The sequence below is a fragment of the Pandoraea aquatica genome, assembly GCF_902459565.1.
GTDB classification, from domain to species: Bacteria; Pseudomonadota; Gammaproteobacteria; order Burkholderiales; family Burkholderiaceae; genus Pandoraea; species Pandoraea aquatica.
Map to the genome: position 1 here is coordinate 123829 of NZ_CABPSN010000003.1, position 25126 is coordinate 148954.

Annotated in this window: 22 protein-coding genes and 1 pseudogene; 6 read left to right on the forward strand and 17 right to left on the reverse strand. The window is 63.1% G+C overall.

Annotation, left to right across the window (positions count from 1 at the left end; genetic code table 11):
• Positions 1-2: 2 nt before the first annotated feature.
• On the forward strand, positions 3-1112 hold the full coding sequence (pdxA, locus tag PAQ31011_RS11365) for a 4-hydroxythreonine-4-phosphate dehydrogenase PdxA (RefSeq protein ID WP_150575948.1): 1110 nt from the start codon (positions 3-5) through the stop codon (positions 1110-1112).
• Between the two features lie 10 nt (positions 1113-1122).
• Complete coding sequence (rsmA, locus tag PAQ31011_RS11370; protein WP_150575949.1) at positions 1123-1956, forward strand: 16S rRNA (adenine(1518)-N(6)/adenine(1519)-N(6))-dimethyltransferase RsmA; 834 nt, start codon at positions 1123-1125, stop codon at positions 1954-1956.
• On the opposite strand, the gene PAQ31011_RS11375 is transcribed toward rsmA, so the two are convergent.
• A complete protein-coding gene (locus tag PAQ31011_RS11375) occupies positions 1931-2821 on the reverse strand; it encodes a DMT family transporter (RefSeq protein ID WP_150575950.1) in 891 nt (296 codons plus the stop codon). The two genes, rsmA and PAQ31011_RS11375, sit on opposite strands and share 26 nt — an antisense overlap.
• A gap of 307 nt (positions 2822-3128) precedes the next feature.
• Here PAQ31011_RS11375 and PAQ31011_RS11380 point away from each other — a divergent pair, with 307 nt between their 5' ends.
• A complete protein-coding gene (locus tag PAQ31011_RS11380) occupies positions 3129-3578 on the forward strand; it encodes a rubredoxin (RefSeq protein ID WP_150575951.1) in 450 nt (149 codons plus the stop codon).
• 111 nt (positions 3579-3689) lie between these two features.
• Here the strand turns inward: PAQ31011_RS11380 and gloA are convergent, their stop codons facing one another.
• The 16 genes and pseudogenes from gloA to PAQ31011_RS26890 all read right to left on the reverse strand — a co-directional run bounded on the left by gloA (position 3690) and on the right by PAQ31011_RS26890 (position 19348).
• A complete protein-coding gene (gene gloA / locus PAQ31011_RS11385) occupies positions 3690-4091 on the reverse strand; it encodes a lactoylglutathione lyase (RefSeq protein WP_150575952.1) in 402 nt (133 codons plus the stop codon).
• A 118-nt stretch (positions 4092-4209) separates the two neighbouring features.
• A complete protein-coding gene (locus tag PAQ31011_RS11390) occupies positions 4210-5106 on the reverse strand; it encodes a M48 family metallopeptidase (protein ID WP_174990115.1) in 897 nt (298 codons plus the stop codon).
• A gap of 87 nt (positions 5107-5193) precedes the next feature.
• Positions 5194-5970 (reverse strand): lysophospholipid acyltransferase family protein, encoded by a 777-nt coding sequence (locus PAQ31011_RS11395; protein ID WP_150575953.1) that lies wholly within the window; start codon positions 5968-5970, stop codon positions 5194-5196.
• A gap of 124 nt (positions 5971-6094) precedes the next feature.
• Complete coding sequence (gene gmhB, locus PAQ31011_RS11400; protein WP_150575954.1) at positions 6095-6679, reverse strand: D-glycero-beta-D-manno-heptose 1,7-bisphosphate 7-phosphatase; 585 nt, start codon at positions 6677-6679, stop codon at positions 6095-6097.
• A gap of 27 nt (positions 6680-6706) precedes the next feature.
• On the reverse strand, positions 6707-8827 hold the full coding sequence (glyS, locus tag PAQ31011_RS11405) for a glycine--tRNA ligase subunit beta (protein ID WP_150575955.1): 2121 nt from the start codon (positions 8825-8827) through the stop codon (positions 6707-6709).
• A complete protein-coding gene (gene glyQ, locus PAQ31011_RS11410) occupies positions 8824-9762 on the reverse strand; it encodes a glycine--tRNA ligase subunit alpha (protein WP_150575956.1) in 939 nt (312 codons plus the stop codon). The genes glyS and glyQ overlap by 4 nt, the downstream gene beginning before the upstream one ends.
• Positions 9763-9968: 206 nt before the next feature.
• Entirely contained in the window at positions 9969-11516 is a 1548-nt protein-coding gene (gene lnt / locus PAQ31011_RS11415) for an apolipoprotein N-acyltransferase (RefSeq protein WP_246179511.1), read from the reverse strand.
• Positions 11517-11540: 24 nt separating this feature from the next.
• Positions 11541-12416, reverse strand: a complete 876-nt coding sequence (locus tag PAQ31011_RS11420) for a CorC family transporter (RefSeq protein ID WP_150575958.1) — start codon at positions 12414-12416, stop codon at positions 11541-11543.
• Positions 12417-12601: 185 nt separating this feature from the next.
• Positions 12602-13297: a gamma-glutamylcyclotransferase gene (locus PAQ31011_RS11425; RefSeq protein ID WP_150575959.1), complete on the reverse strand. Its 696-nt coding sequence runs from the start codon at positions 13295-13297 to the stop codon at positions 12602-12604.
• A gap of 163 nt (positions 13298-13460) precedes the next feature.
• A pseudogene (ybeY, locus tag PAQ31011_RS11430) lies at positions 13461-13925 on the reverse strand (rRNA maturation RNase YbeY); the annotation flags it as partial.
• A complete protein-coding gene (locus PAQ31011_RS11435; RefSeq protein WP_246179512.1) occupies positions 13922-14989 on the reverse strand; it encodes a PhoH family protein in 1068 nt (355 codons plus the stop codon). The gene PAQ31011_RS11435 and the pseudogene ybeY, both read right to left, overlap by 4 nt.
• A 50-nt stretch (positions 14990-15039) precedes the next feature.
• Positions 15040-16383, reverse strand: coding sequence for a tRNA (N6-isopentenyl adenosine(37)-C2)-methylthiotransferase MiaB (miaB, locus tag PAQ31011_RS11440; RefSeq protein ID WP_150575961.1), 1344 nt, complete (start codon positions 16381-16383; stop codon positions 15040-15042).
• Between the two features lie 241 nt (positions 16384-16624).
• Positions 16625-17578: a metal ABC transporter solute-binding protein, Zn/Mn family gene (locus PAQ31011_RS11445; protein ID WP_150575962.1), complete on the reverse strand. Its 954-nt coding sequence runs from the start codon at positions 17576-17578 to the stop codon at positions 16625-16627.
• Positions 17579-17589: 11 nt separating this feature from the next.
• Complete coding sequence (locus PAQ31011_RS11450) at positions 17590-18453, reverse strand: metal ABC transporter permease (protein WP_150575963.1); 864 nt, start codon at positions 18451-18453, stop codon at positions 17590-17592.
• A complete protein-coding gene (locus PAQ31011_RS11455) occupies positions 18450-19229 on the reverse strand; it encodes a metal ABC transporter ATP-binding protein (RefSeq protein ID WP_150575964.1) in 780 nt (259 codons plus the stop codon). Before PAQ31011_RS11455 ends, PAQ31011_RS11450 begins: the two co-directional genes overlap by 4 nt.
• Positions 19226-19348 (reverse strand): hypothetical protein, encoded by a 123-nt coding sequence (locus PAQ31011_RS26890; RefSeq protein ID WP_281349996.1) that lies wholly within the window; start codon positions 19346-19348, stop codon positions 19226-19228. Before PAQ31011_RS26890 ends, PAQ31011_RS11455 begins: the two co-directional genes overlap by 4 nt.
• 965 nt (positions 19349-20313) lie before the next feature.
• Here PAQ31011_RS26890 and PAQ31011_RS11460 point away from each other — a divergent pair.
• From PAQ31011_RS11460 to PAQ31011_RS11470, 3 genes are read left to right on the forward strand one after another with little or no spacing between them, the layout of a single operon-like run.
• Positions 20314-22236 carry a PrkA family serine protein kinase gene (locus PAQ31011_RS11460; protein WP_150575965.1) on the forward strand — a complete coding sequence of 641 codons (1923 nt, stop codon included), beginning with the start codon at positions 20314-20316 and terminating at the stop codon, positions 22234-22236.
• An 18-nt stretch (positions 22237-22254) separates the two neighbouring features.
• On the forward strand, positions 22255-23517 hold the full coding sequence (locus tag PAQ31011_RS11465; protein ID WP_150575966.1) for a YeaH/YhbH family protein: 1263 nt from the start codon (positions 22255-22257) through the stop codon (positions 23515-23517).
• A 58-nt stretch (positions 23518-23575) separates the two neighbouring features.
• Complete coding sequence (locus PAQ31011_RS11470; RefSeq protein ID WP_150575967.1) at positions 23576-25120, forward strand: SpoVR family protein; 1545 nt, start codon at positions 23576-23578, stop codon at positions 25118-25120.
• The last annotated feature ends 6 nt before the right edge of the window (positions 25121-25126 follow it).

Consider the following 25126-nt stretch of genomic DNA (forward strand, 5'->3'; position numbering starts at 1 on the left):
GCATGAGTTCCAACCGGTCCTTCCTCCTCGCCATCACCACCGGTGAACCGGCGGGGGTCGGGCCGGAATTGACGGTGCAGGCACTGGTGAAGTGCCTTTCTTCGGCACCGGCGGCCGCTTCTGCGGCCGTTTTCGATACCGCTTCCCCCGATCTTTCGCTAGCCAATTGCCGCTTCGCCGTACTCGGCGATGCGTCGCTGCTCGCCGCACGCGCGCAGGACGTCGGGTTGGGTGATGCCTGGCAGGCACTGCTCGGCAGTGGACGCGTGCACGTGTCGCACCATCCGCTTGCTGCCGCCGTGACGCCGGGGCAACTCGACGCCGCCAACGGCCGCTACGTGCTGGCATTGCTGGACGACGCCATCGACGGTGCCATGGCCGGCACCTATGACGCGATCGTGACTGCGCCCTTGCAGAAGAGCACGATCAACGACTGTGGTGTGGCGTTCACCGGACACACCGAGTATTTGGCCGAGCGTACGGGCACGCCGCGCGTCGTGATGATGCTCGCCGGCGGCGGGCTGCGTGTGGCGCTCGCCACCACGCATTTGCCGCTCGCGCAGGTGCCCGGCGCGATTCGTCGCGACGATCTGCTGCAAACGCTCATCATCCTCAATCAGGATCTGATGCGTCACTTCGGGGTGACACGTCCGCGCATTCTCGTGACGGGGCTCAACCCGCACGCCGGTGAGTCCGGCTATCTCGGGCGTGAGGAGATCGACGTCATCACACCGGCGCTCGACGACGCGCGCGCCGCCGGTATCGACGCACGCGGACCTTACCCTGCCGACACGCTGTTTCAGCCCCGTCACCTCGAAGGTGCCGATGCGGTGCTCGCGATGTACCACGATCAGGGCTTGCCGGTGCTCAAATACGCGAGCTTCGGCGCGGGCGTGAACATCACGCTTGGGCTGCCGATCATCCGGACTTCGGTCGATCACGGCACCGCGCTCGACCTTGCGGGCACGGGGCAAGCCGAGAGCGGCAGCCTGCTCGAAGCGCTGCGCACTGCGGCGACGATGGCGGCGAACGCTGCGTTACATGCGTCGACAACCGCACAACTGACCGCTGGCGCGGGCGTCGATCCGCACGCCACGCCGCCGCGTTCCTAAGGAATTTCACATGAGTAGCGCATCGAAGCGCACGGGCGTCCAACAGGGCCACGTGGCGCGCAAACGTTTTGGTCAGAACTTTCTCGTCGATATGGGCGTGATCGATTCGATCATCAGCGCCATTTCGCCGCGCAGCGACGATCTGATGGTCGAAATCGGTCCGGGCCTTGGCGCACTGACGACACCGCTCACCGAGTGGCTCGCGCATCTGCACGTCGTCGAACTCGACCGCGATCTGGTCGCGCGTCTGACGCGCAAGTTCGGCGAGCGCGTGAGCGTGCACGCCGGCGACGCCCTCGACTTCGATTTCGGTTCGCTCGTCCCGGAAGATCGTCGCGACGAAGCACCGCTGCGCATTGTCGGCAACCTGCCGTACAACATCTCCAGCCCGTTACTGTTTCATCTGATGCGCTACGCTGCACTCGTGCGCGACCAGCACTTCATGTTGCAGGACGAAGTGGTCGAGCGCATGGTGGCCCCGGCCGGCTCAAGCAACTACAGCCGCCTGTCGGTCATGCTTCAGTACCGCTACTGGATGGACAAGGTGCTGCACGTGCCGCCGGACGCCTTCAATCCGCCGCCAAAGGTCGATTCCGCAGTGGTCCGGATGATTCCGCGCGCCGTGGCCGATCTGCCGCAGGTCGATCTCGACGTGTTCGAGGCGGTGGTGGCGCAGGCGTTCTCGCAACGTCGCAAGATGCTGCGCAACACGTTGCACAGCTACCGCGACCGTGTGGATTTCGACGCGCTCGGCTTTGACCTCACGCGTCGTGCCGAAGATGTGCCTGTCGACGAATACGTGAATCTGTCGCGCGCGATCAGCGGCGCCGGTTCACAAGGCTGATCCCGGCGAAGACGAGGACGACGGCGCAGCCAAAGCGCCAGCCGACCGATTCGCCGAGAATCAGCACGCCGAACGTTACCCCGAACAGCGGGCTGAGGAACGAGAAGGAGGCGAGCCGCGCGGCGCTATACCGCGTGAGCAGCCAGAACCAGATCAGATAGCTCGCGAACGCCACGCCGATGGATTGGTAGACGAGGCTGATCCAGATGGTCGACGTCATGGGCCCGATCTGCACATTGCCCGTCGCCAGCGCCAGCGCGCACAGCAGGACCGCCGAGACGGCCAGCTGGTACAGCAAAGTCTTCGACGGCGCGGCGCTCGCCAGACGCGATGCCCGCACGACGACCGTCGTCATCCCCCAGAAGATACCGGCCAGAATGGCCAGCAGATCGCCGGGCCACGTGGTGGCGAGATCTGCGCCGCTGCCGTCCGAGAACGCCACGGCGATACCGCAAAACGCGACGGCCATGCCGAGCCATTGCATGGGTCGCAGCCGCTCGCTGGGCACCGTCCAGTGCAGGCCGATGGCGGTGAAGCACGGAGCGGAGTACAGAAACACCGCCATCCGCGACGCGGTCGTGTGCGTGAGGCCGACGAAGATGCAGAGAAATTCGAGCGAGAACAGCGCGCCTGCAAGAATGCCGGCGGGCAGCGTGCCGTCGCCGGTAATCAGGCGCTGGCGCCGCCACAGCATCCACGCGCCGACGAGGACGGTCGCCACGACGGAGCGCAGTCCGGCCTGCAAGACGGCGGGCACGACCGGCACGGCCAGTTTGACGGCGACTTGCTGACCTCCCCAGACCATGCACAGCCCCAGCATGATGGCGAGCGCCGTGGCATCGATCGGACGCGGTGTGGTTTTCATGAAATTAATTCGGATGACGATGCATCGTGGGCACGACGCGCAGAAGCGGTCATTGTCACCGATCCTGATACTCAACGCATCAAACCGATGCCGCCAGCGCGGGTAATCTTTGTGGGCGTTCGTTCGTCTGTGCGGGTGCGATTGTCTCGTCGGGCGGGACAATATGTCCCCGCTGCCCCTGTTTATTGCGCATCGTCGCACCGATACAATGCTCCGCGAGGCGGCGCTCGTCCTTCGTCGAGCCAAGCCGCAGTCGTCGCTCATCCCTCGTTTTCACCGTATTCCGCTTCAGATTTAGCACTGACGTATGTACAAGAAAGGTTCTGCCGTCGAATTGCAGTTTTCCCCGTCGCGACTCAACGACGGCGCTGGCGATCCCTACTGGATCGATTTCACGCGCGACGAAGCGCAGGCACTGCTCGACGCGCTGCAAGCGCATCTGAGCCGTCCGGCGACGGATGCCTCGGCCACCGAATCCCCGCTGGTCTTCACATTGCTGGATCCGGGCATGACTAAGGCGTCCGCCGCCCTCGGTGACGACGGTGCGGCAGCGCTCTCGTCGGGTGAGACGGCAAGTGCGCGGAACACGGCATCGCGCCAATGGGTCTGTGTGATTTGCGGATGGATTTACGACGAAGCGGTGGGGTATCCGGAAGACGGTATTGCCCCGGGCACGCGCTGGGAAGATGTGCCGGACGACTGGCGTTGTCCGCTGTGCGATGTGGGTAAGGAAGACTTCGCGATGGTGGAGTTCTGACGCGCCGCATTCGCGGCAACATGCCAGCGCATCGCGCCTGACGATAAAGCAAACGGCCGCCCTAGGGCGGCCGTTGTCGCATCAAGCAGCGCAATCGCGCAAGCGGTGGGCTTACAGACCGCCCTTGCTCGAATGCTTCTGGATCAGCTCGATCTTGTAGCCGTCCGGGTCTTCCACGAAGGCGATGACCGTGGTGCCGCCCTTGACCGGGCCCGCTTCGCGCGAGACCTTGCCGCCAGCGGCGCGGATCGTGTCGCAGGCTTTGTAGGCGTCGTCGACTTCAATGGCCAGATGGCCGAAGGCGGTGCCCATCTCGTACTTTTCCACGCCCCAGTTGTAGGTCAGTTCGAGGACGGTGTTTTCCGACTCTGCACCGTAGCCGACGAACGCCAGCGTGTACTTGTACTCGGGGTTCTCGCTCTGGCGCAGCAGTTGCATGCCGAGCACGCGCGTGTAGAAATCGATCGAGCGCTGCAGGTCGCCGACGCGCAGCATGGTATGGAGCATTCGCATGGTGTTTTCAGTGTGGGGACAACGAAAACTCAATTGTACCCGCGACCATGAAAATGAACATCATTCATGTTGCGTTGAGTCATTCTCCACTGAAGACGTAGAGATTTGCGACATTCGCTTAGAACTCAGGCAACCACTCGGGGGCGTGCGACTTGAGCGTATCGCGGGCCGCTTCGAATTCCGGGAAGATCGATGCCACGGCCTGCCAGAAGCGCGGCCCGTGGTTCATCTCCTTCAGATGTGCGAGTTCGTGCGCCACGACGTAATCGATCACGCCCAGCGGGAAGTGGATCAGCCGCCAGTTCAGGCGAATGCGTCCGTCGGCGCTGCAACTGCCCCAGCGCGTCGTTGCCGACGACAGCCCGAGCGCGGTGTAACGCACACCCAACCGCTCGCCGTAGACGTCCAGCCGTGACGTGAAGAGCTTGCGCGCCTCCTGCTGCAACCAGCCCTGCACGCGGTCGCGCATCTGCTCGGGGGCGGCTTGTGGCGGCAGATCGAGCCACAGCGTGTGCGTGTGGATGTCGTACTGGGCGGCACCCGAGCGTCCGCCGAGACGAACCGTCAGCGTGTGGCCGAGGTAGGGCAGCGATGCGCCGTCGGCCCACGTTACACGCGGAATCACCCGGTGCGCGGCGCGTTCGCGGAATTCGGCGATCTTGCTGAAGATCCAGCGCTTTTTCTCGACGACGGCTGCTTCCACGTCGGCAATCGTGACCCAGCGCGGGGCGGTGACGGCCAGCCCCGACTCGTCGATCATGAAGCCGATGGTGCGGCGCGAGGAGCGCTTGAAACGGTAGTAGAGCGCGTGGCCGTCGAGCATGATGACGCGCTCGCCCGGCGCGGGGGCGCGACGCGGCCCGGCACCCGGGGCGAGCGATGCAGAATCGCTCGTGGCCGTGGCCGTGGGTGCGGAGGCGTGGACAGGCGTGGCCGGTGCGGTTGATGGTGCGGGGGCGTCGGTAGCGACACCATTGGCTTCGGCCGCAGGGCTGCCGAACAGATCGAGTTCCATCTGGGGTGCAGGGGTCTCATGCCGGGAGCGGCTATCGCGTGTGGCGGGTTGGGCTTTCGACATGAGACGGTCTCGCGTGAGGCGCAGTCAGGTCCGGGGTGTCGCGTCGGAGGGTTCAGACGCGCTCGTCCTCGGTTTCGACGTATAAGCGGCGGGGTCGATACGTATCATTTCGCGCTCGATCCACTCGGCGACATCGGCGTTGACGGCTTCGGCCGTGCGGCCTGCCGTCTCGATGACCGGACCGATCGAGACGATCACTTCCCCGGGAAATTTCATGAACGAGTTGCGCGGCCAGACACGTCCGGCATTGTGTGCAACGGGTACGACGGGAGCGCCGGTCGCCGCAGCCAGACGTGCGCCGCCCGACTTGTATTTGTTGCGCGAGCCGGTCTTCGTGCGCGTGCCTTCCGGGAACATGATGATCCACGATCCCTCCGACAGACGCTCGCGCCCTTGCGTCACGACCGACGAGAAAGCGTCCGTGCCCTTGCGGCGATCGATGTGAATCATGCTCAGCAGACCCAGCGCCCAGCCGAAGAACGGCACGAACAGCAACTCACGCTTGAACACGAAGCACAGCGGGCGCGGCATCAGCGCCGGTAGCGCCACCGTCTCCCATGCCGATTGATGCTTCGACAGAATGATCGCAGGCGTATCGGGCAGGTTTTCCCAGCCGATCACGCGATAGCGAATGCCGCAGAGCTTGTCGCCGACCCAAATCACGACCTTGCACCAGCCTACCGCGAACCAATAACGCTGCACGCGCGACAGGAACGGAAATGACAGGATGCACGCGATGGCGTACGGAATCGTCCAGACGATCTGGAAGATGAAGAAGAGAATCGAACGAAGTTGACGCATGGGGTTTCGGGCCTGGGATCGATCGCCTTCGCGAGACGTTTGCGCGTGACCGCGTCATAGTACGCGCGGTGGGGCGGCAGTTCAGCGAAGGCTGGGCGGTCGTTGTTCGGTAGCGCGCGTGAGGTTACGCGTCCTCGTCGGCAAGCAGATCGTTGACGAACGCCGCCAGACTATCGTGCACGCGCGTGCCGTCGGGCAGGTTGCCTGCGGCGAGCGTCTTCTTGCCCTTGCCGGTGAGTACCAGATGCGGCTGCGCGCCCACGGCGGCGGCCGCCTGAAGATCGCGCAGCGAATCGCCCACAGCCGGCACCCCGGTCAGATCGACTTCGTAGCGTCGCGCGATTTCCTGGAACAGGCCGGGCTTGGGCTTGCGGCAATCGCAGGCATCCACCGCGGTGTGCGGGCAGAAAAACACCGCGTCGATGCGTCCGCCGGCGGCTGCCGCCAGCTTCGACATCTTCGCGTGCATCGCACCGAGCGTCGCCATGTCGAAAAGACCGCGCCCCACACCCGACTGATTCGTCGCGACGACCACACGGTACCCGGCCTGATTCAGCCGGCCGATGGCCTCGAGACTGCCGGGCAGCGGCACCCACTCGTCCGTCGACTTGATGAATTGATCCGAGTCGGCGTTGATCACGCCGTCCCGGTCGAGAATCACGAGTTTTCGGGCGGCGGGGCCGAGGGTGCGATCTTTACGCGAATCCATGAGTAGCTCAGTTGACTCGTTGGAACATCAGGCGGCGAGCTTCGAGAGATCGGCCACGCGGTTCATCTGGAAGTGTAGGTTCTTGAGCAAGGCGAGACGGTTGTTGCGCAACGCGTCCTCCTCGGCCATCACCATCACGTCGTTGAAGAAGGCGTCGACCGCATCGCGCAGTTCGGCCAGCGCGGAGAGCGCCTGTGCGTACTCGCGTGCTTCGAACTTCTGCTCGACCACCGGGGTGACCTTTTCGAGGGCGGCGTGAAGCGCCTTCTCGGCCGATTCCAGCAGCAGGTCGGGCGAAATCGTGCCGTCGGCCGGCGGTGCCGTCTTCTTCAGGATGTTGCCGATACGCTTGTTCGCGGCCGCGAGGGCTTCGGCTTGCGGCAGCGCCGAGAAAGCGCGCACGGCATCCAGACGCTCGATCAGATCGCCGAGATACTTCGGGTGATCGGCCAGCACGGCTTCGATCTCGTTGGCAGCATAACCCTGCTCTCGCAGGTAGCCGCGCAGACGGTCGAGCACGAACTGGTAGACGTCGTTCAGGTAAGCGGAGTCGGCCACGCCCGTCGTGAACTGCTTGTACGTGACGTTCAGCAGGTCCGGCAGCATCACCGGCAGACGCTTTTCGATGAGCATACGCACGATGCCCAGCGCGTGACGTCGCAGCGCGAACGGATCTTTCTCGCCCGTCGGTTGCAGGCCGATGCCCCAGATGCCGACCAGCGTTTCGAGCTTGTCGGCCAGTGCCACCACCGTGCCGGTGGTGCTGGTGGGCAGGGCGTCGCCGGCGAAACGCGGCTGATAGTGTTCCGAGCAGGCCAGCGCGACGTCGGCGGCTTCGCCGTCATGACGTGCGTAGTACGTGCCCATCGTGCCTTGCAATTCGGGGAACTCACCGACCATGTCGGTCAGCAGGTCGGCCTTGGCCAGCAGTGCGCCGCGCTCGGCGAGTTTCACGCCGTCCTGATCCGCACCGATCATGTGGGCGATCGCACCGGCGAGCTTCACCAGACGCTGCGTGCGCTCGAACTGCGAGCCCAGCTTGTTGTGGTACACGACGTTGGCGAGCAGCGGCACGCGATCGGCCAGCGGCTTCTTCTTGTCCTGCTCGAAGAAGAACTTCGCATCGGCCAGACGCGGGCGCACCACGCGCTCATTACCCGTCACGATCTGCTCGGGGCTGCCCGTCTCGATGTTGGAGACGATCAGGAAGCGGTTCGTCAGACGACCACCTTCGGCCAGCGGCTTGTCGGTGAGCGCGAAATACTTTTGGTTCGTCTGCATCGTGAGAATCAGACATTCCTGCGGCACTGCCAGGAATTCCTTCTCGAAATGGCAGGCGTAGATTGCGGGCCATTCGACGAGTGCGGTCACTTCGTCGAGCAGTGAATCCGGCATCACCACGTGGTCGTTGCCGGCGGCAGCGAGCAGTTGCGTGCGGATGGCGTCGCGACGACCGGTGAAGCTCGCTACGACCTTGCCTTCGGTTTCCAGCGTGGCGGCGTAGGCGTCGGCATTGGCGACGGTGACTTCACCCTTCGACAGGAAGCGATGGCCCTGCGTCTTGTTGCCCGACGCGAGACCGATGGCCGTCGCGGGCACGAGCGTGTCGCCGTGCAGCGCGATCAGACCGTGCACCGGGCGCACGAACTGTACCGTCTCGCCGTCCGGACGCTGATAGCTCATGACCTTCGGAATCGGCAGCTTGCCGAGCGTTTCGTCGAGCGAGGCTTGCAGCGCGTCGGCCAGTTGGGCGCCGGCAGCGGTATAGGTGTGGAAGAAGGCTTCGGCCTTGCCGTCCATTGCACGCTCCAGGCTCGCGACCGGTAGGTCGGCGAAGCCCATCGCGGCGAGTTTCTTCGCGAGCGGCGGAGTGGGGTTGCCGTTGGCGTCGAGCGCGACGGACACCGGCAGCACTTTGGCGCGAATGGTGGCATCCGGGGCGCGGTCGAGCACGTTCGTGATCGAGACGGCCAGACGGCGCGGCGTAGCGAACGGCGTGACGACGCTGGCGTCCGTGGTGAGCCCGCGCGTGCGCAGGCCGTTGGCGATGCCGTCGGCAAACGCGTCGCCCAGACGCGCCAGTGCCTTCGGCGGCAATTCTTCGGTCAGCAGTTCGACCAGCAGGGTGCGTTGTGCGGTGCTCATCATGCGGCTTGCGTTTTGGTTTGGGCGGCGGGGGCGTTCAGCATCGGGAAGCCGAGCTTTTCGCGCGAAGCGTAGTAGGCCTGTGCGATCAGGCGCGACAGCGCGCGGATACGGCCAATATACGCCGCGCGCTCGGTCACCGAGATGGCGCCGCGCGCGTCGAGCAGGTTGAAGGTGTGCGCGGCCTTGAGAATCATCTCGTAGGCGGGCAGCGCCAGTTCGGCTTCGATGAGACGCTTGGCTTCGCTCTCGTAGTTGTCGAAGAAGCTGAACAGCATCGGCTGATTCGAGTGCTCGAAGTTGTACGTCGACTGCTCCACTTCGTTCTGATGGAACACGTCGCCGTAGGTCAGGCGGCGCTTGACCGGGCCTTCAGGCGTTTGCTCTTCCCACTCGGTCCACACGAGGTCGTAGACGTTCTCGACCTGTTGCAGATACATCGCCAGACGCTCGATGCCGTACGTGATTTCGCCGAGCACCGGCTTGCAATCGAGGCCGCCCACTTGCTGGAAGTAGGTGAACTGCGTGACTTCCATGCCGTTGAGCCAGACTTCCCAGCCCAGACCCCAGGCGCCGAGCGTGGGGTTTTCCCAGTCGTCTTCGACGAAGCGCACGTCGTTTTCGGTCAGATCGAGACCGAGCGCGCGCAGCGAGCCCAGATACAGGTCGAGGATGTTTTCCGGGGCCGGCTTGAGCACCACCTGATACTGGTAGTAGTGCTGCATGCGGTTCGGGTTCTCACCGTAACGGCCATCCTTGGGACGGCGCGACGGCTGCACATAGGCAGCGCGCCACGGCTCCGGACCGATCGCGCGCAGGAACGTGGCAGTGTGCGAGGTACCGGCGCCGACCTCCATGTCGTAAGGCTGGAGCAACGCACAGCCTTGCTTGTCCCAGTAATCCTGCAACGTCAGGATGACTTGTTGAAAGGTAAGCATGATGAATTCGCGCGGACGAACAGGAAAAAATGCGGATTTTGCGCAGTCTTTCGGCCCGGCCGCGAGCGCGGCCAAAAGACTAAAACGTTGAATTTTAGCGGGAATTCGACCCGAACGGGGCGCCGATGGCCCCAGCGTGACACGACAGGGGGATTTTCACGTCCCCCTGTGTCGTTTTGACGATGCGATGCCTGCCGTTTTGCCGATCAGCGCGCGCGGCGCGTCATGGCCAGACCGAGGCCCAGCGCGACGAGTGCGAGCACCAGCGCGGGCACATTGCCGAAGCGCACGTACGGCGTGAGGCCGGTGTACGGCTGGACGTTGCCCGTGAGCGCGCCGACCGTCATCGCGGGCAGCCGCCCCTGCACACGGCCGTGCGCATCGATGATCGCCGTCGCGCCCGTGTTCGTTGCACGCAGCATCGGGCGTCCCGTCTCAAGCGTGCGCATGCGGGCGATCTGCAAGTGCTGATCGAGTGCGATGGTGTCGCCGAACCACGCGAGGTTGGTCGAGTTCACGAGCACCGTGGCCGGTTCCGGCATGTTGCGCAGCGCCTGTGCGATTTCCTCACCGAACAGATCCTCGTAGCAGATGTTCATAGCGATACGCTGGTCGCGCACCGGGAAGCCGCTCGGCGTGGCGCTGCCGCGCAGGAAATCGCCCAGCGGGATATGCATCATGTCGACGAACCAGCGAAAGCCCCACGGCACGAACTCGCCGAAAGGCACGAGATGGTGCTTGTCGTAGCGGTAGAGCGTCTGGTCGCGCGGCGTGACGCCGAACAGGCTGTTGGTGAAGTCGGCGGGGCCGCGATCGGTGATGGTCGCCCCCACCGCGCCGAGCACCACGTGCGAGCCGGTACGGTCCGCAAACTCGCGGATCGGTGCCGCGACGTCAGGCGGAATGGCTTGCAGCAGCACCGGGAACGCCGTCTCCGGCGTCACGATGAGATCGGCCGGTGCGGCCACGATCATGTCGCGATAGAGCGCCATGGCGTGATCGATACCGGCGCGCTCGAACTTCATGTCCTGCGGGATATTGCCTTGCAATAGCCGCACGGTGAGCGGCTGACCCGAGGGCGTGGTCCATGCGTGACGAGACAGACCGACACCCACGCCCAGCAACGCCAGTACGCCGACTACGGCGGCGAGCCGACGTGCCGCCGCGGTCGTGGCGACGACCGGCAGCAGCGCGCGGGCAAGCCATGCCGCCGCAAGCGCGGCAAGGCCGGTGATGCCGTACACGCCGAGCAGCGGGGCAAAGCCCGCGAGCGGGCCGTCGACATGGGCGTAGCCGGGCGAGAGCCACGGGAAACCGGTGAAGACGGTGCCACGCAGCCATTCGGCGAGCGTCGAGGCCCCGGCGAAGGCCAACACGCGCCACGGGCCGGTGGCAGACACGGCACGCGTGACGAACGCGGCGAGCGCCGGATAGATCGCCAGATAGATCGAGAACAACACGACGGCCGCCCCGGCCATCACACTGGGCATGCCGCCGTAGGTGTGCATGCTGATGTAGAGCCACCAGATGCCAGAGACGAACGAGGTGAGGCCGAAACTACCGCCCAGCCAGAGCGCATTGCGCCGCGAGGCACTGCGCTCGACGAGCGCGAACAGCCCCGCCATTGCAAGCAGTTGCAGCCACCAGAGGTCGCGTGGCGCGAACGCCAGCGTTTGTGCGATACCGGCCAGACCGGCGAGCGCACGGGCACGCCAGGCCGGCCACGAGCGCCGCTCGGGCGCGTGGACGGTCATTTCCTGCATGGATCGATGAGTGAGTTACTCGGGCTGAACGGCGGGTGCCGGCTCCACGCGCCGCAACAGCAGCATGTGGACCTGACGGCCGTCGGCGCGCAGCACTTCGAACACGAGATTGCCGATGCGCATACGTTCGCCACGGCGCGGCACACGGCCGAACTGGTGCGTGATCATACCGCCGATCGTGTCGTTTTCGTCATCATGAAACTGCGTGCCGAACGCTTCGTTGAATTGCTCGATTTCCGTGAGCGCACGAATGCGATACGAGCCGTCGGGCGCGGCGATGATGTTGTCTTCTTCCTCGTCGAAGTCGTACTCGTCTTCGATGTCGCCGACGATCTGCTCCAGCACGTCTTCAATCGTGATGAGGCCGGCCACGCCGCCGTATTCGTCCACGACGATGGCGATGTGATTGCGATTGACGCGGAAGTCGTGCAGCAGCACGTTCAAACGCTTCGACTCCGGAATGAACACGGCCGGGCGCAGCATGTCGCGCACGTCGAAGTCGTGATTGGCGTAGTAACGCAGCAGATCCTTCGCGAGCAGAATGCCGATGATGTTGTCGCGATTACCTTCGTAGACCGGATAGCGCGAGTGCGCCTGTTCCAGCACGAAGGGGACGAATTCTTCGGGGGTCTGTTCGATGTTGATGGCGTCCATCTGCGCGCGCGGCACCATGATGTCGCGGGCACATAGATCGGCCACCTGGAATACGCCCTCGATCATCGCCAGAGAATCGGCGTCCATCAGGTTACGGGCGTGAGCGTCTTGCAGAATTTCGAGCAACTCTGCGCGCGACTCCGGCTCTGGGGAAATCAGATCGGTGAGGCGTTCGAGCAGAGAGCGAGGTTTGTCGGTTTTCTTTGGACCGGGTCGACTGGGATAAGGGTCGTTCATGACGGCGCGTCCAAGTTGGGCGGACGCCGAGCTGTTACAGGAAGCTCAAGGATACACCAGATGTGCGGCATTACCGCGTCAGGCTGGCTGCATTGCAACGCTTGAGGCGACACGCACACCGCCATGCATATTTCAGGACATTTCAGCGCACGGGATGCTGCATTCTGGTGCGCTCACTTTCGCGCTTACTTTGCCTCGCAGCGACGCAGCACCGCTTCGAGCGCCGGGTCGGGCATGCCCGCTTCGCGCAGCGCCTTGACCGTACGGGCGACATAGTCGTGCGTGGTGCCGTAGCGTCCCTGGGCCCGATCGAACACCTGGCGGACGATGGCGTCGGGCAGGCGGCCTGCGTAGCTCGCCGCTTCACGTCGCATGACGAAGGCGAGGCCCGGCTTGGTGCGGCCGTCGGCCAACTGGCAGTTCAGCCACATCGGACGATACGAGCCCATTGCCATTTCCCGATACCAGAGCGTTTCGAATTCCGTGCGGACGTGCTTAGCGGCGAGACGCATCGCCACCCCGGCGCACGAGCCGCCGCGATCGAGCGCCAGCACGAGTCCCGGCTGCTCCGGCGTGCCGCGATTGACGCGCGACCACAGGTACAGCCCCCGGTGATAGCCGTGCACGCGGGCGCGCAGGCATTCCTCGACGGGCATGCCGGGGTTCCAGATGAGCGAGCCGTAGGCAAAGATCCAGAGGTCTTCGCGGCCGTCCCAACCGGTGAGCGCGGCGTCGAGCGATTCGCTCATTTCTTCCGCGCTCAGGTGACGTGAGACGCCGAGGTCCGGAGGGTATCGGTCGCATCCCGGGCCGCTCGACGTGCTGGCCTGGGGAGCTACAGGCGCTTCAGGAGCTGTCGGTCGGTCGGGGATGCGGTCCATACGTTCGTTCGGTCTCGGTTCAGGTGCGGCGGGAGGCCAGCGCTTTGGACGTCTTGGCCGGCTTGGCAGACGCGACGGACTCGACAGACGTTTTGGCCTGACGGCTTTTCGGAGCCTTCACCGGTTCGGCCGCTGCTGCGGCAGGCGGCGACTTCTCGGATGCGTAGGGATCGGCATAGCCCAGCCCGGCGAGAATCTCCGTCTCCAGGCCTTCCATCTCCTGCGCTTCGTCGTCTTCTTCGTGATCGTAGCCCTGCGCGTGGAGCACGCCGTGCACGATCAGGTGCGCGTAATGGGCTTCGAGCGCAATGCCTTGCTCATTCGCTTCGCGCTCGACCACCGGGCAGCACAGCACGATGTCGCCCGTCACCGGATCGCTTTCGTCCTGCGCGTAGGCGAACGTCAGCACATTCGTGGCGTAGTCCTTGCCGCGATAGCCGCGATTGAGCGTCTGGCCTTCGTCGGCGTCGACGAAGCGTAGCGTCAGCTCGGCGTCGGCCAGCAGCGCGGCCTGTACCCAGCGACGCACCGCAGTGCGCGTGAGTAGCGCCTTGTGCGACGCGAACGCCGGACCCGCGACGAACTGGCTCGTCAGCGTGAGTGCGTGGCGCACGGCACGCTCGCTCATGCCTTGCCTCCGGCAGCACGCGGACCACGCGACGAGCGCTCGCGTCCTTGCTCCGACGCCGGCAGGTCCAGCCCGGCTTCCAGATGTTGCGCGTGCTCGTCATACGCTTCGACGATGCGCGCGACCAGCGGGTGACGCACGACGTCGACGCTGGTGAAGCGAGTCATCGCGATACCGCGCACGTTCTTCAGAATCACCTGCGCTTCCATCAGGCCGCTCTTCTGGCCGCGCGGCAGGTCGACCTGCGTGGTGTCGCCGGTCACGACCGCCTTGCTGCCGAAACCGATACGTGTGAGGAACATCTTCATCTGCTCGGGCGTGGTGTTCTGCGCCTCGTCCAGAATGATGAACGCGTGATTGAGCGTGCGCCCGCGCATGTAGGCGAGCGGCGCGATCTCGATCATCTGCTTCTCGAAGTACTTCTGCGTCTTGTCGAAGCCGAGCAGATCGTAGAGCGCGTCGTACAGCGGACGCAGGTACGGATCGACCTTCTGCGCGAGATCGCCCGGCAGGAAACCCAGACGCTCGCCCGCTTCCACTGCCGGGCGCGTGAGCACGATGCGTTTGACGGCGTCGCGCTCAAGGGCGTCGACAGCGCAGGCCACCGCCAGATACGTCTTGCCAGTACCGGCCGGGCCGATACCGAACGTCACGTCGTGCGAGAGGATCTGCTTCAGATAGTCGCGCTGCGCCGGCGTGCGGCCGTGCAGGTCGCTGCGACGCGTGTGAAGCACAGGCGAGCCGTCTTCCGTCTCGCCGGCGGCGAACGGGTTGTCGTCGCCATGGCGCACGGTCGGCGCGAGGCCCTGACGCGTCTCCACGAGACCCAACTGGATATCGTCGACGGACAGCGCTTCGGTGGCGCGGTTGTAAAAACTCTCGAGGGCTTGCGTGGCGACGGCGGCGCTCTTGCCGCGAATCGAGAAGCGATGCCCACGGCGGGTGATCGAGACGTCGAGCGCCTGTTCGATCTGACGCAGGTTCTCGTCGAGCGGGCCGCAGAGATTGGCCAGACGGCGATTGTCGTCGCGCGGGGCGGTGAATTCTTGGACGGGTGCTTTCAAGATAATCCGGTCGGTTGCCTGTTCAGGTCGTTCGATGTTCGCTGCGTCGCTCAGTGCGTGGTCACCAGTTCGCCACGCAGCGAGTGCGGGTAGGCGAAGGTGATCACCACGTCGGTCATCTGCCCGATCAGCGCGGCACGCTGTGCCTCAGGGGCCGGGAAGTTGACCACGCGGTTGTTCTCCGTGCGGCCTTGCAGCTCGTTCGGGTCCTTGCGCGATACGCCTTCGACGAGGATACGCTGACGCGAGCCGACCATGCTCTGGCTGATGCGTGCGGCGTTCTCTTCGATCACGGCCTGCAAGTGTTGCAGACGGCGCAGCTTCACTTCGCGCGGTGTGTCGTCCTGCAAGTTCGCAGCCGGCGTGCCGGGGCGCGGGCTGTAGATGAACGAGAAGCTGGTGTCGTAGCCGATGTCGTGAATCATGGCCATGAGCTTGTCGAAATCCTCTTCCGTCTCGCCGGGGAAGCCGACGATGAAGTCCGACGACATCGACATCTCCGGGCGCACCTGACGCAGGCGACGGATGATCGACTTGTACTCCAGCACCGTGTAGCCGCGCTTCATGGCCGACAGCACGCGGTCGGCGCCGTGTTGCACCGGCAGGTGCAGGTGGCTCACGAGCTTGGGCACCTTGGCGTAGGTGTCGATCAGGCGCTGCGTGAATTCCTTCGGATGGCTCGTCGTGTAACGAATGCGCTCGACGCCCGGCACTTCCGCCACGTACTCGATGAGCAGTGCGAAGTCGGCGATCTCGCCGTCGGCCATCAGACCGCGATAGGCATTCACGTTCTGGCCCAGCAGCGTGATTTCACGCACGCCTTGTTCGGCCAGACCGGCAATTTCGGTGAGCACGTCTTCGAACGGACGCGAGACTTCGTCGCCGCGCGTGTAGGGCACCACGCAGTAGCTGCAATACTTCGAGCAGCCTTCCATGATCGAGACGAATGCCGTAGCCCCCTCGACCTTGGCCGGCGGCAGGTGATCGAACTTCTCGATTTCGGGGAAGGAGATGTCGACTTGCGAACGGCCGGTCGAGCGGCGCGCTTCGAGCATCTGCGGCAGGCGGTGCAGCGTTTGCGGGCCGAACACTACGTCCACGTACGGGGCGCGTTGCACGATGGCCGCGCCTTCCTGACTGGCGACACAACCGCCGACACCGATCACCAGATCCGGCTTGATTTCCTTGAGGGCGCGCATGCGGCCCAGATCCGAGAACACTTTTTCCTGCGCCTTTTCGCGCACGGAGCAGGTGTTGAACAGGATGACGTCGGCGTCTTCGGGGGTGTCGGTCTTCTCGAGACCTTCGGCGGCTCCCAGCACGTCCGCCATCTTGTCGGAGTCGTACTCGTTCATCTGACAGCCGAACGTCTTGATGTAAATCTTCTTTGCCATTGAGTGTGCGCCGTTCGCAGTGATTAACCTGGGGGCGTCCGTATGTGTCCGTTGCCGGATGTTTCAGGGGTTCAAAAGGTCAGTCTTCGGTCGTGCGAGAAATGTGACGACCAAAAAAAAGTGACGACCCAAACGCAAAAGCCGGCATGGCCGGCCTGTCCGGACCTCCGTAGCGGGGCCGGTGTGTGGTGCACGCATTATACCGCGTGCACCGCAGGGGAGCGCAGGAGCGCCGGGGGGATTACCGGTTGTCCTTCATGGCGGCGGCGAGCGCCCGGATGTTGTACTGGAACAACTGGAGGTAGGTGGTCGCTTCCGGGTTCTTCGACAGGGCGTCGGAGTACAGCTTGCCGTCCACGGTCACCTTTGCGTCGTGCGCAATGCGTTGCACCAGACGCGGATTGGAGATGTTTTCCATGAAGACGGCCTTGATGCCGGTGCGTCGGATCACGCGGATCAGGTTGGAGACGTCCTTGGCGCTGGCTTCGCTCTCCGTCGACACGCCTTCCGGGGCGAGGAACTTGATGCCGAAACGCTGGCCCAGATAGCCGAAGGCGTCATGCGAGGTCAGCACCACGCGGCGCGACTGCGGAATCGGGGCCAGTTGCTTGTTGGCCCAGACGATCAGGTCGTCGAGCGCGCCGCGATAGTTTCTGGCGCGATCCGCATAGTAGTTCGCGCCCGCCGGGTCGGCCTTCGAGAGGGCGGCGGCGATATTGTCCGCCATCGTCTTCACGCGCTCGGGATCCTGAAACATGTGCGGATCGGTCACCGTCTTGCCGTCATCGACCATCGTACGGGCCTTGAGGCCCTTCGTGACCGTGACCAGTTCGCCGGGGTAGTGGCTCGACTTCATCAGGCGCGGCAGCCAGCCTTCGAAGCCCAGACCGTTCACGAAGAACAGCTTGGTGCCCGAGAGTTTGGCGACGTCCGCCGGGGTCGGCTCATAGGTGTGCGTGTCCTGATCGGGGCCGACGAGCGTGGTGACGTCGACCCGGTCGCCGCCAACGGCTTTCACGATGTCGGACAGAATGCTGAAGCTGGCGCTGACAGGCAGGCGCGTGTCCTGCGCGTGCGCCGGGCTCGCGAAGGCGACGGCGAGCGAAAAAATCGCCGCGAAAACTGCAAAGGGACCGGCGCCGAGCCACGATTTGCGGCGTGACGCGTTGTTGCCCCCAAGACCCAATCCGAACATGTTTTCCTCTCTTAAAGCGCAGACGCCTTGGCCGTGCCGGCACCGCCAGGCGAAACTAGCAGCGCGCCCAGATAGGCGACGCCTGCCGTCAGAACGATGGCCGGCCCGGAAGGGCAAGCCAGATAGTACGAAATCAGCAACCCGATCACGCTCGACGCGCTGGCCACCAGCCAAGCGGTGAGCAGCATGCCGGGCAGCGTGCGGGAGACGAGCCGGGCGGTGGCCGCCGGCAGCATCATCAGCCCCACGGCCATGAGCGTGCCCATCGCCTGGAAACCGGAGACGAGGTTCATCACCGTCAGCACGGTAAAGCCCAGGTGGTAGCGCATCACGCTCCTGCCCTGGCCCTGACCCAGGAAGGTCGGGTCGGCGCTGTCGAGCACGAGACCCCGATAGTGCCAGCCAAACCACAACAGCGTGACCGTCGTGATGGCCGCGACGAGTATCAGCGAAGGGTCGTCCACCGCCAGTACCGAGCCGAACAGCAGGTTCATCAGGTCGACGCTGTTACCCCACTTCGACACGATGACCACGCCGCCCGCGAGCGCCAGCAAATAGAAGCCGGCGAACGACGCGCCTTCATCCAGCCGTGTACGGCGGCTCGACAAACCGGCGAGCAGCGCCACGAGCAGACCCGCGATCATGCCACCCCCGGCCATCCACGGCAGCGACAGGCCACCGATCAGATAGCCGACCGCCGCACCCGGCAATACCGCGTGCGAAAGCGAGTCGCCCATCAGGCTCATGCGGCGCAGCAACAAAAATACGCCCACGGGCGTGCAACCCAGAGACAGCGCCAGACTGCCGACCAGCGCGTGGCGCATGAAGTCGAATTCCGCGAACGGGCCAATGACGAGATCGAGCAGCGCGCTCATCGACGGCCTCCGGGGAAGGGGGCGGCCGCAGCGGTGATCGACGGTGGTGTCGCGGCAAACGCGGTGTAGCCCCCCGCCGCCGACAGGCCCGGGTGCGCGCTGCCGCCCACGCCGTCCGCCGACGGGAACCCGCCCTGAAGGCAGGACGCCGGTGTGCCCGAGGCCACCAGACGTCCGGCCATCACGGCCACGTGCGCGAAGCGTTCGAGCACCAGCGGCAAGTCGTGGAGCACGGTCACAACGGTGCGTCCCTCGTTGCGCCATTGATCCAGCAATGCCAACAACAGTTCCGCCGAAGGCACATCGATGCCGGTTAGCGGTTCGTCCAGCAAAACGATCGGCGCGTCTTCGACGATCAGGCGCGCGAAGCGGGCGCGCTGCCATTGCCCGCCGGACAAGGCTTCCAGCGCTTGCGTGCGCTTATCGGCGAGGCCGACGCGGGTGAGGGCGTCGAGGGCGCGGTCGAACTCGTCCCGGCCGAGGCGACGGGCATCGCCCGTGCGACGCCACGTACCGGTCAGCACGTATTCTTCAACGCACATCGGAAAACGATGGTCGGTCTCGGGCCGTTGCGACAGATAGGCCACCGGGCCGTCGCTGACGATTTTGCCCGTGGCGGCCTTTTGCAGGCCGGCGAGTGCGCGCAACAGGGTGGTCTTGCCGCCGCCGTTAGGGCCGACGACTGCCGACAGCACGCCGGGCGCGAACATGGCGCTGACGTCTTCCAGCGCGACGTTCGGTCCGAAGCGGACCGAGAGATTCTGGCAACCGATCACGGGGCGACCCCTTGCAGCGCCCAGTAAACGAGCGCCCAAAGCGGGACGAGCACCAGCAGCGTGAGCGCCGTGCGTTCCCAGCCTGCGAGACGGTAGAGCCAAACGGAGAAGCGAATCATGGACAGATGGGGCGACGCCCGCACACAGTTTGCAACTGTGTAATAAATGCAACAAAGTTGCATTATTGCACGAATCGTTCCCGGCGCGGTGACGTCGGGGGCAGCGCGAGGATGCGGCCGGGAGGCTTGGGGGCACATCGCGGGTCACATCGCGTTACATATCCGCGCAGCAGATTTTGGCGAACGGGCGTAACATGGATTTCAAGCGCGGTCGTCTGGCACGTTGTTCGCTTCATTCCAGAGATCGCCAATTTGCAAGGAGGAGGTGAGTCCGTCAAGACATCCATCCGCCATCGACTTTCCACTGGCGACAAGCGTGCTCCAGAGCAGGCCCGTCGCACGACCTTCGCGACTTTGCGCAGCCGCGACGCTTCGACAGGAAAGCATCCCCTTCGCGCCCACGTCTTCGCTCTCGTCGACGTCGTTGGGCCGCCCACTTTTTTTCCAGAAAACATTGCACGCAACACATCTCGTCGATGTGTGAAATTCGATGAAATATATAGGATTGCTGAATAAATAAACCAATGCCTCAAACGTTTCTGAATGCAGGCAAACCCGAGTGCGCAATGCGTGGGTGGTGGCTGCAAAAGTCGCTCGAAATTTGACCTATCTCGCGCGACATGCGCAATGCGTAGAGTGTGTGCACAACACGCGGAAACCCTTGCGGCATGCGGGTTATCGAGAATGCTTAGCGCTGCGGAAAATATCTAGCGACAGTTTTTTTGTTTGTGCATATGATGAGTTAACGGTTGCAATTTTCACTGACAAGTTTAAAGTCAACCTAAACCGATTTTGAGTCGTTCATGTGAGGGAGGGGACAGTGCGAAAGGTTTCGCGTCAGTCGCTCCGGCATGCAGTGAGCCAGGTCGAAACCATCGTGCAGTCATCCGGGTCTTAAGCAACAGAGCGGGCATCGTATCGCGGTGTTTTCCGCGGTGTATTCCGATGAGGCGGGGGTGAGGCATATGGATATTTTCAGCCACTACACGACACGTTTCGAAGCACGCAGGGAAGAGGAATACAGCATCCAGGAATATCTGGAGATCTGTAAGAAGGATTCGACTGCGTATGCATCGGCAGCCGAGCGCATGTTGCGCGCGATCGGTGAGCCGGAGCTTATCGACACGCATCACGACCCGCGACTCTCGCGGCTGTTCTCCAACAAGATCATCAAGATCTATCCTGCCTTCCGTGAGTTTTACGGCATGGAAGACACGATCGAGCAAATTGTCTCGTTCTTCAAACACGCAGCGCAGGGCCTCGAAGAGCGCAAACAGATTCTGTATCTGCTTGGGCCTCCGGGCGGCGGCAAGTCGTCGCTGGCAGAGAAACTGAAGGTGTTGATGGAGGATGTCCCCATCTACTGCCTGAAGGGATCGCCGGTGCACGAGTCGCCTCTGGGCCTGTTCTCCTCAGAGGAAGACGGCAAGATTCTCGAAGAGGACTTCGGCATTCCGATGCGGTATCTCAATACGATTCCGTCACCGTGGGCCACCAAGCGTCTTAACGAATTCAACGGCGACATCACCAAGTTCCGCGTGGTGAAGGTGCGTCCGTCGGTGTTGCAGCAGATCGCCATTGCGAAGACCGAGCCGGGCGACGAAAACAACCAGGACATTTCGTCGCTGGTCGGTAAGGTCGACATCCGCAAGCTCGAAGAATTTCCGCAGGACGATCCGGACGCTTACTCATACTCCGGCGGCCTGTGCCTGGCGAACCGCGGCCTGCTCGAATTCGTCGAAATGTTCAAAGCGCCGATCAAGGTGCTCCACCCGTTGCTGACCGCCACGCAGGAGGGCAACTACAAGGGCACGGAAGGGTTCGGTGCGATTCCGTTCGACGGGATCGTGCTTGCCCACTCGAACGAAGCGGAGTGGCAGAGCTTCAAGGGCAATCGCAACAACGAAGCTTTCCTCGACCGTATCTATATCGTGAAGGTGCCGTACTGCCTGCGCGTGACCGACGAGGTGAAGATTTACGAGAAGCTCGTAAAGAACAGCTCGCTTGCGAACGCCCCGCGCGCGCCGAACGTGCTCAAGATGCTTGCCCAGTTCGCGGTGCTTACGCGTCTGAAAGAGCCCGAGAATTCCAACATCTTCTCGAAGGTCCGTGTCTACGACGGTGAAAACCTCAAGGACATCGATCCGAAGGCCAAGTCGTATCAGGAGTACCGCGACTACGCCGGGGTGGACGAAGGGATGACGGGCATGTCCACGCGTTTCGCCTTCAAGGTGCTCTCGAAGGTCTTCAACTTCGATAACACGGAGGTCGCCGCGAACCCGGTGCACATGCTGTATGTGCTCGAACAACAGATCGAGCGCGAACAGTATGCGGGTGAGGTGGAGAAGCGCTATCTCGCCTACATCAAGGAATATTTGACGGCACCGTTCGTCGAGTTCATCGGCAAGGAGATTCAGACCGCGTATCTGGAGTCGTACTCGGAGTACGGTCAGAACATCTTCGACCGCTATGTGAACTTTGCGGACCTGTGGATTCAGGATCAGGAGTATCGCGATCCGAACACCGGCGAAATTCTCGACCGCACCGCGCTCAACGACGAACTGGAGAAAGTCGAAAAGCCGGCCGGGATTACCAATCCGAAGGATTTCCGCAACGAGATCGTCAACTTCGTGCTGCGGGCGCGCGCCAACAACGCGGGCAAGAATCCGCTCTGGACGAGTTACGAAAAGCTGCGCGCGGTGATCGAGAAACGCATGTTCTCGACGACCGAGGATTTGCTGCCGGTGATCTCGTTCAACGCGAAGTCGTCCAAGGAGGATCAGGAAAAGCACGCCAACTTCGTCAACCGGATGGTGGAAAAGGGCTATACCCCGAAGCAGGTTCGCCTGCTTGTGGAATGGTATCTGCGCGTGCGCAAATCCTCGTAGCAACCAATCGGGGCCACTATGTCAGCAATCATCGACAGACGGCAAAACGGCAAGAACAAAAGCGCCATCAACCAGCAGCGTTTCATCAAACGCTATCGCGACCAGATTCGTCGTGCGGTCGCGAAGGCGGTGGCTGGGCGCAAGATCACCGATATCGATGGCAGCGGACAGGTCTCGATCCCGGTCAAGGACATTTCGGAGCCGTTGTTCCACCACGGGCCCGGCGGGCGGCGGGAGATGGTTCATCCCGGCAACCGCGAGTTCGTGGTGGGTGACAACTTCGAACGTCCACCATCGGGCGCAGGGGGCGGCGGCAGCCGCGCCAGCGACTCGGGAGAGGGCGAGGACGACTTCGTCTTCAACCTCTCGCGAGAGGAGTTCCTGAAATTCTTCTTCGAGGACATGGCGCTGCCGGACCTCGCAAAACGCCGGCTCGCGCAGATCCCGGAGTTTCGCAAGGTGCGTGCGGGCTATTCCATCGACGGTACGCCGTCGAACCTCAACGTCATTCGTACGATGCGCAGCTCGCTCGGCCGACGCATCGCACTCACCGCACCGTATCGCAAGCAGCTCCGCGAGCTCGAAGCCGAGTACGCGGACATCGTCTCGCGCGAGGGCGACACGTCGCCCCGGGCGTTGGCGCTCGCGCACGAGATCACGCATCTTCGTACGCGCGTCGAGGCGATTCCGTACATCGAAAAGCTCGATCTGCGGTATTCGAACCGGGTCATGCAGCCACGCCCGCAAGCGCAGGCCGTCATGTTCTGTCTGATGGACGTTTCCGGCTCGATGGACCAGAGCCGCAAGGATCTCGCCAAGCGCTTCTTCATGCTGCTGTACTTGTTCCTGCGGCATAACTACGAGCGCATCGATCTCGTGCTCATCCGTCACCACACCACGGCGAAGGAGGTGAACGAGGACGACTTCTTCTATGCGCGTGAGTCGGGCGGCACCGTGGTGTCCAGCGCGCTCAAGTTGATGAACGAGGTCATCGCGGACCGGTATTCACCGAGCGACTGGAACATCTACGGCGCGCAGGTCTCCGACGGCGACAACTGGGACGGCGATTCGCCCATCTGTCGCGACATTCTGATGCAGTCGATCATGCCGGCCGTGCAGTACTTCGCCTACGTGGAGGTGGCGAGCGCAGAGCCGCAGAACCTGTGGAACGAATACCTGTCGGTCAAGCAGCAGCACTCGAACTTCGCGATGCAACGCATCATGGAGGCGGCCGAAATCTATCCGGTGCTGCACGACTTGTTCAAGAAGAAGGCGGCCTGAAAGCCGTTTCCTAGCGTACCGATACCGGCCCGTGCCGGTACCGAAACGAGGGCGCGTCATGGCGTATATATCCACCGGGTCGGAATGGACGTTCGAGTTGATTCAACGATACGAGCATGAGATCGCGCGTATCGCTTCGAACTTCAAGCTCGACACGTACCCCAATCAGATCGAGATCATCACTGCCGAGCAGATGCTCGACGCCTATGCGACCGTCGGTCTGCCCATCGGCTATCACCATTGGTCGTACGGCAAGCACTTCCTGTCGTCCGAGCGTGGCTACAAGCGCGGGCAGATGGGGCTGGCGTACGAGATCGTCATCAATTCGAACCCCTGCATCGCGTATCTGATGGAGGAGAACAGCATGACCATGCAGGCGCTGACCATCGCGCACGCCAGCTACGGTCATAACTCGTTTTTCAAGGGCAATTACCTGTTTCGCACATGGACCAGCGCCGACGCCATCGTCGATTACCTGCTGTTCGCACGCAACTACATCACCGAGTGCGAGCAACGCTACGGCGAGCAGTCCGTGGAATTGTTGCTCGACTCCTGCCATGCACTGATGAACTACGGCGTGGACCGGTACAAGCGGCCGAAACGTCTGTCGATGGCGCAGGAGCAGGCGCGTCAGAAAGATCGCGAGAATTATCTGCAAATGCAGATCAACGATCTGTGGCGCACGTTGCCCAATCACGCACTGCATGACGACGATGAGGATGACGGCCTCGATCCCACCGATTCAGACGAGCCGCCATTCCCGGGGGAACCGCAGGAAAACCTGCTGTACTTCTTCGAGAAGAACGCCCCGAAGCTCGCGCCGTGGCAGCGCGAGATCGTGCGCATCGTGCGCAAGCTCGCGCAGTACTTCTACCCGCAGCGTCAGACCAAAGTGATGAACGAAGGCTGGGCGACGTTCTGGCACTACACGATCCTTCAGCAGCTCTACAAGGAAAAGCTCGTCAACGACGCCTTCATGATGGAGTTTCTGCACGCGCACACGAACGTCGTCTATCAGCCGTCGTTCGACAGCCCGTACTACAGCGGTCTGAATCCGTATGCGCTGGGCTTCGCCATGTTCCAGGACATCCGTCGCATGTGCGAGGACCCGACCGAAGAAGATCGTCTGTGGGCGCCGGATATCGCGGGCTCCGACTGGCTGACGACGCTCGACTTCGCCATGCGCAACTTCAAGGACGAGAGCTTCATCCAGCAGTTCCTCTCGCCCAAGGTGATTCGCGATCTGAAGTTGTTCTCAGTGCTCGACGACGATCGCGACAGCCGCTTGCGTGTGACAGCCATCCACAACGACTCGGGCTATCGCGAGATCCGCGAGATGCTGGCGCAGCAGTACAACCTGAGCCAGCTCGAACCGAACATTCAGGTGGCGCACGTCGATCTGCATGGCGACCGGTCGCTGACGCTGCGGCATGTGCAAAGCGAACGTAAGCCGCTCGACGACAGCTTCGAGGAAGTGCTCAAGCACGTGGCGCGGCTGTGGGGCTTTACCGTGCGGCTGGAGACGGTGTTCGAAGATGGTCGCAGCGAGATGACGCACGAGACGAAGGTCGAGAAGCGGCGTCGCTACGCGCTGAGCGCCTGACGGGGG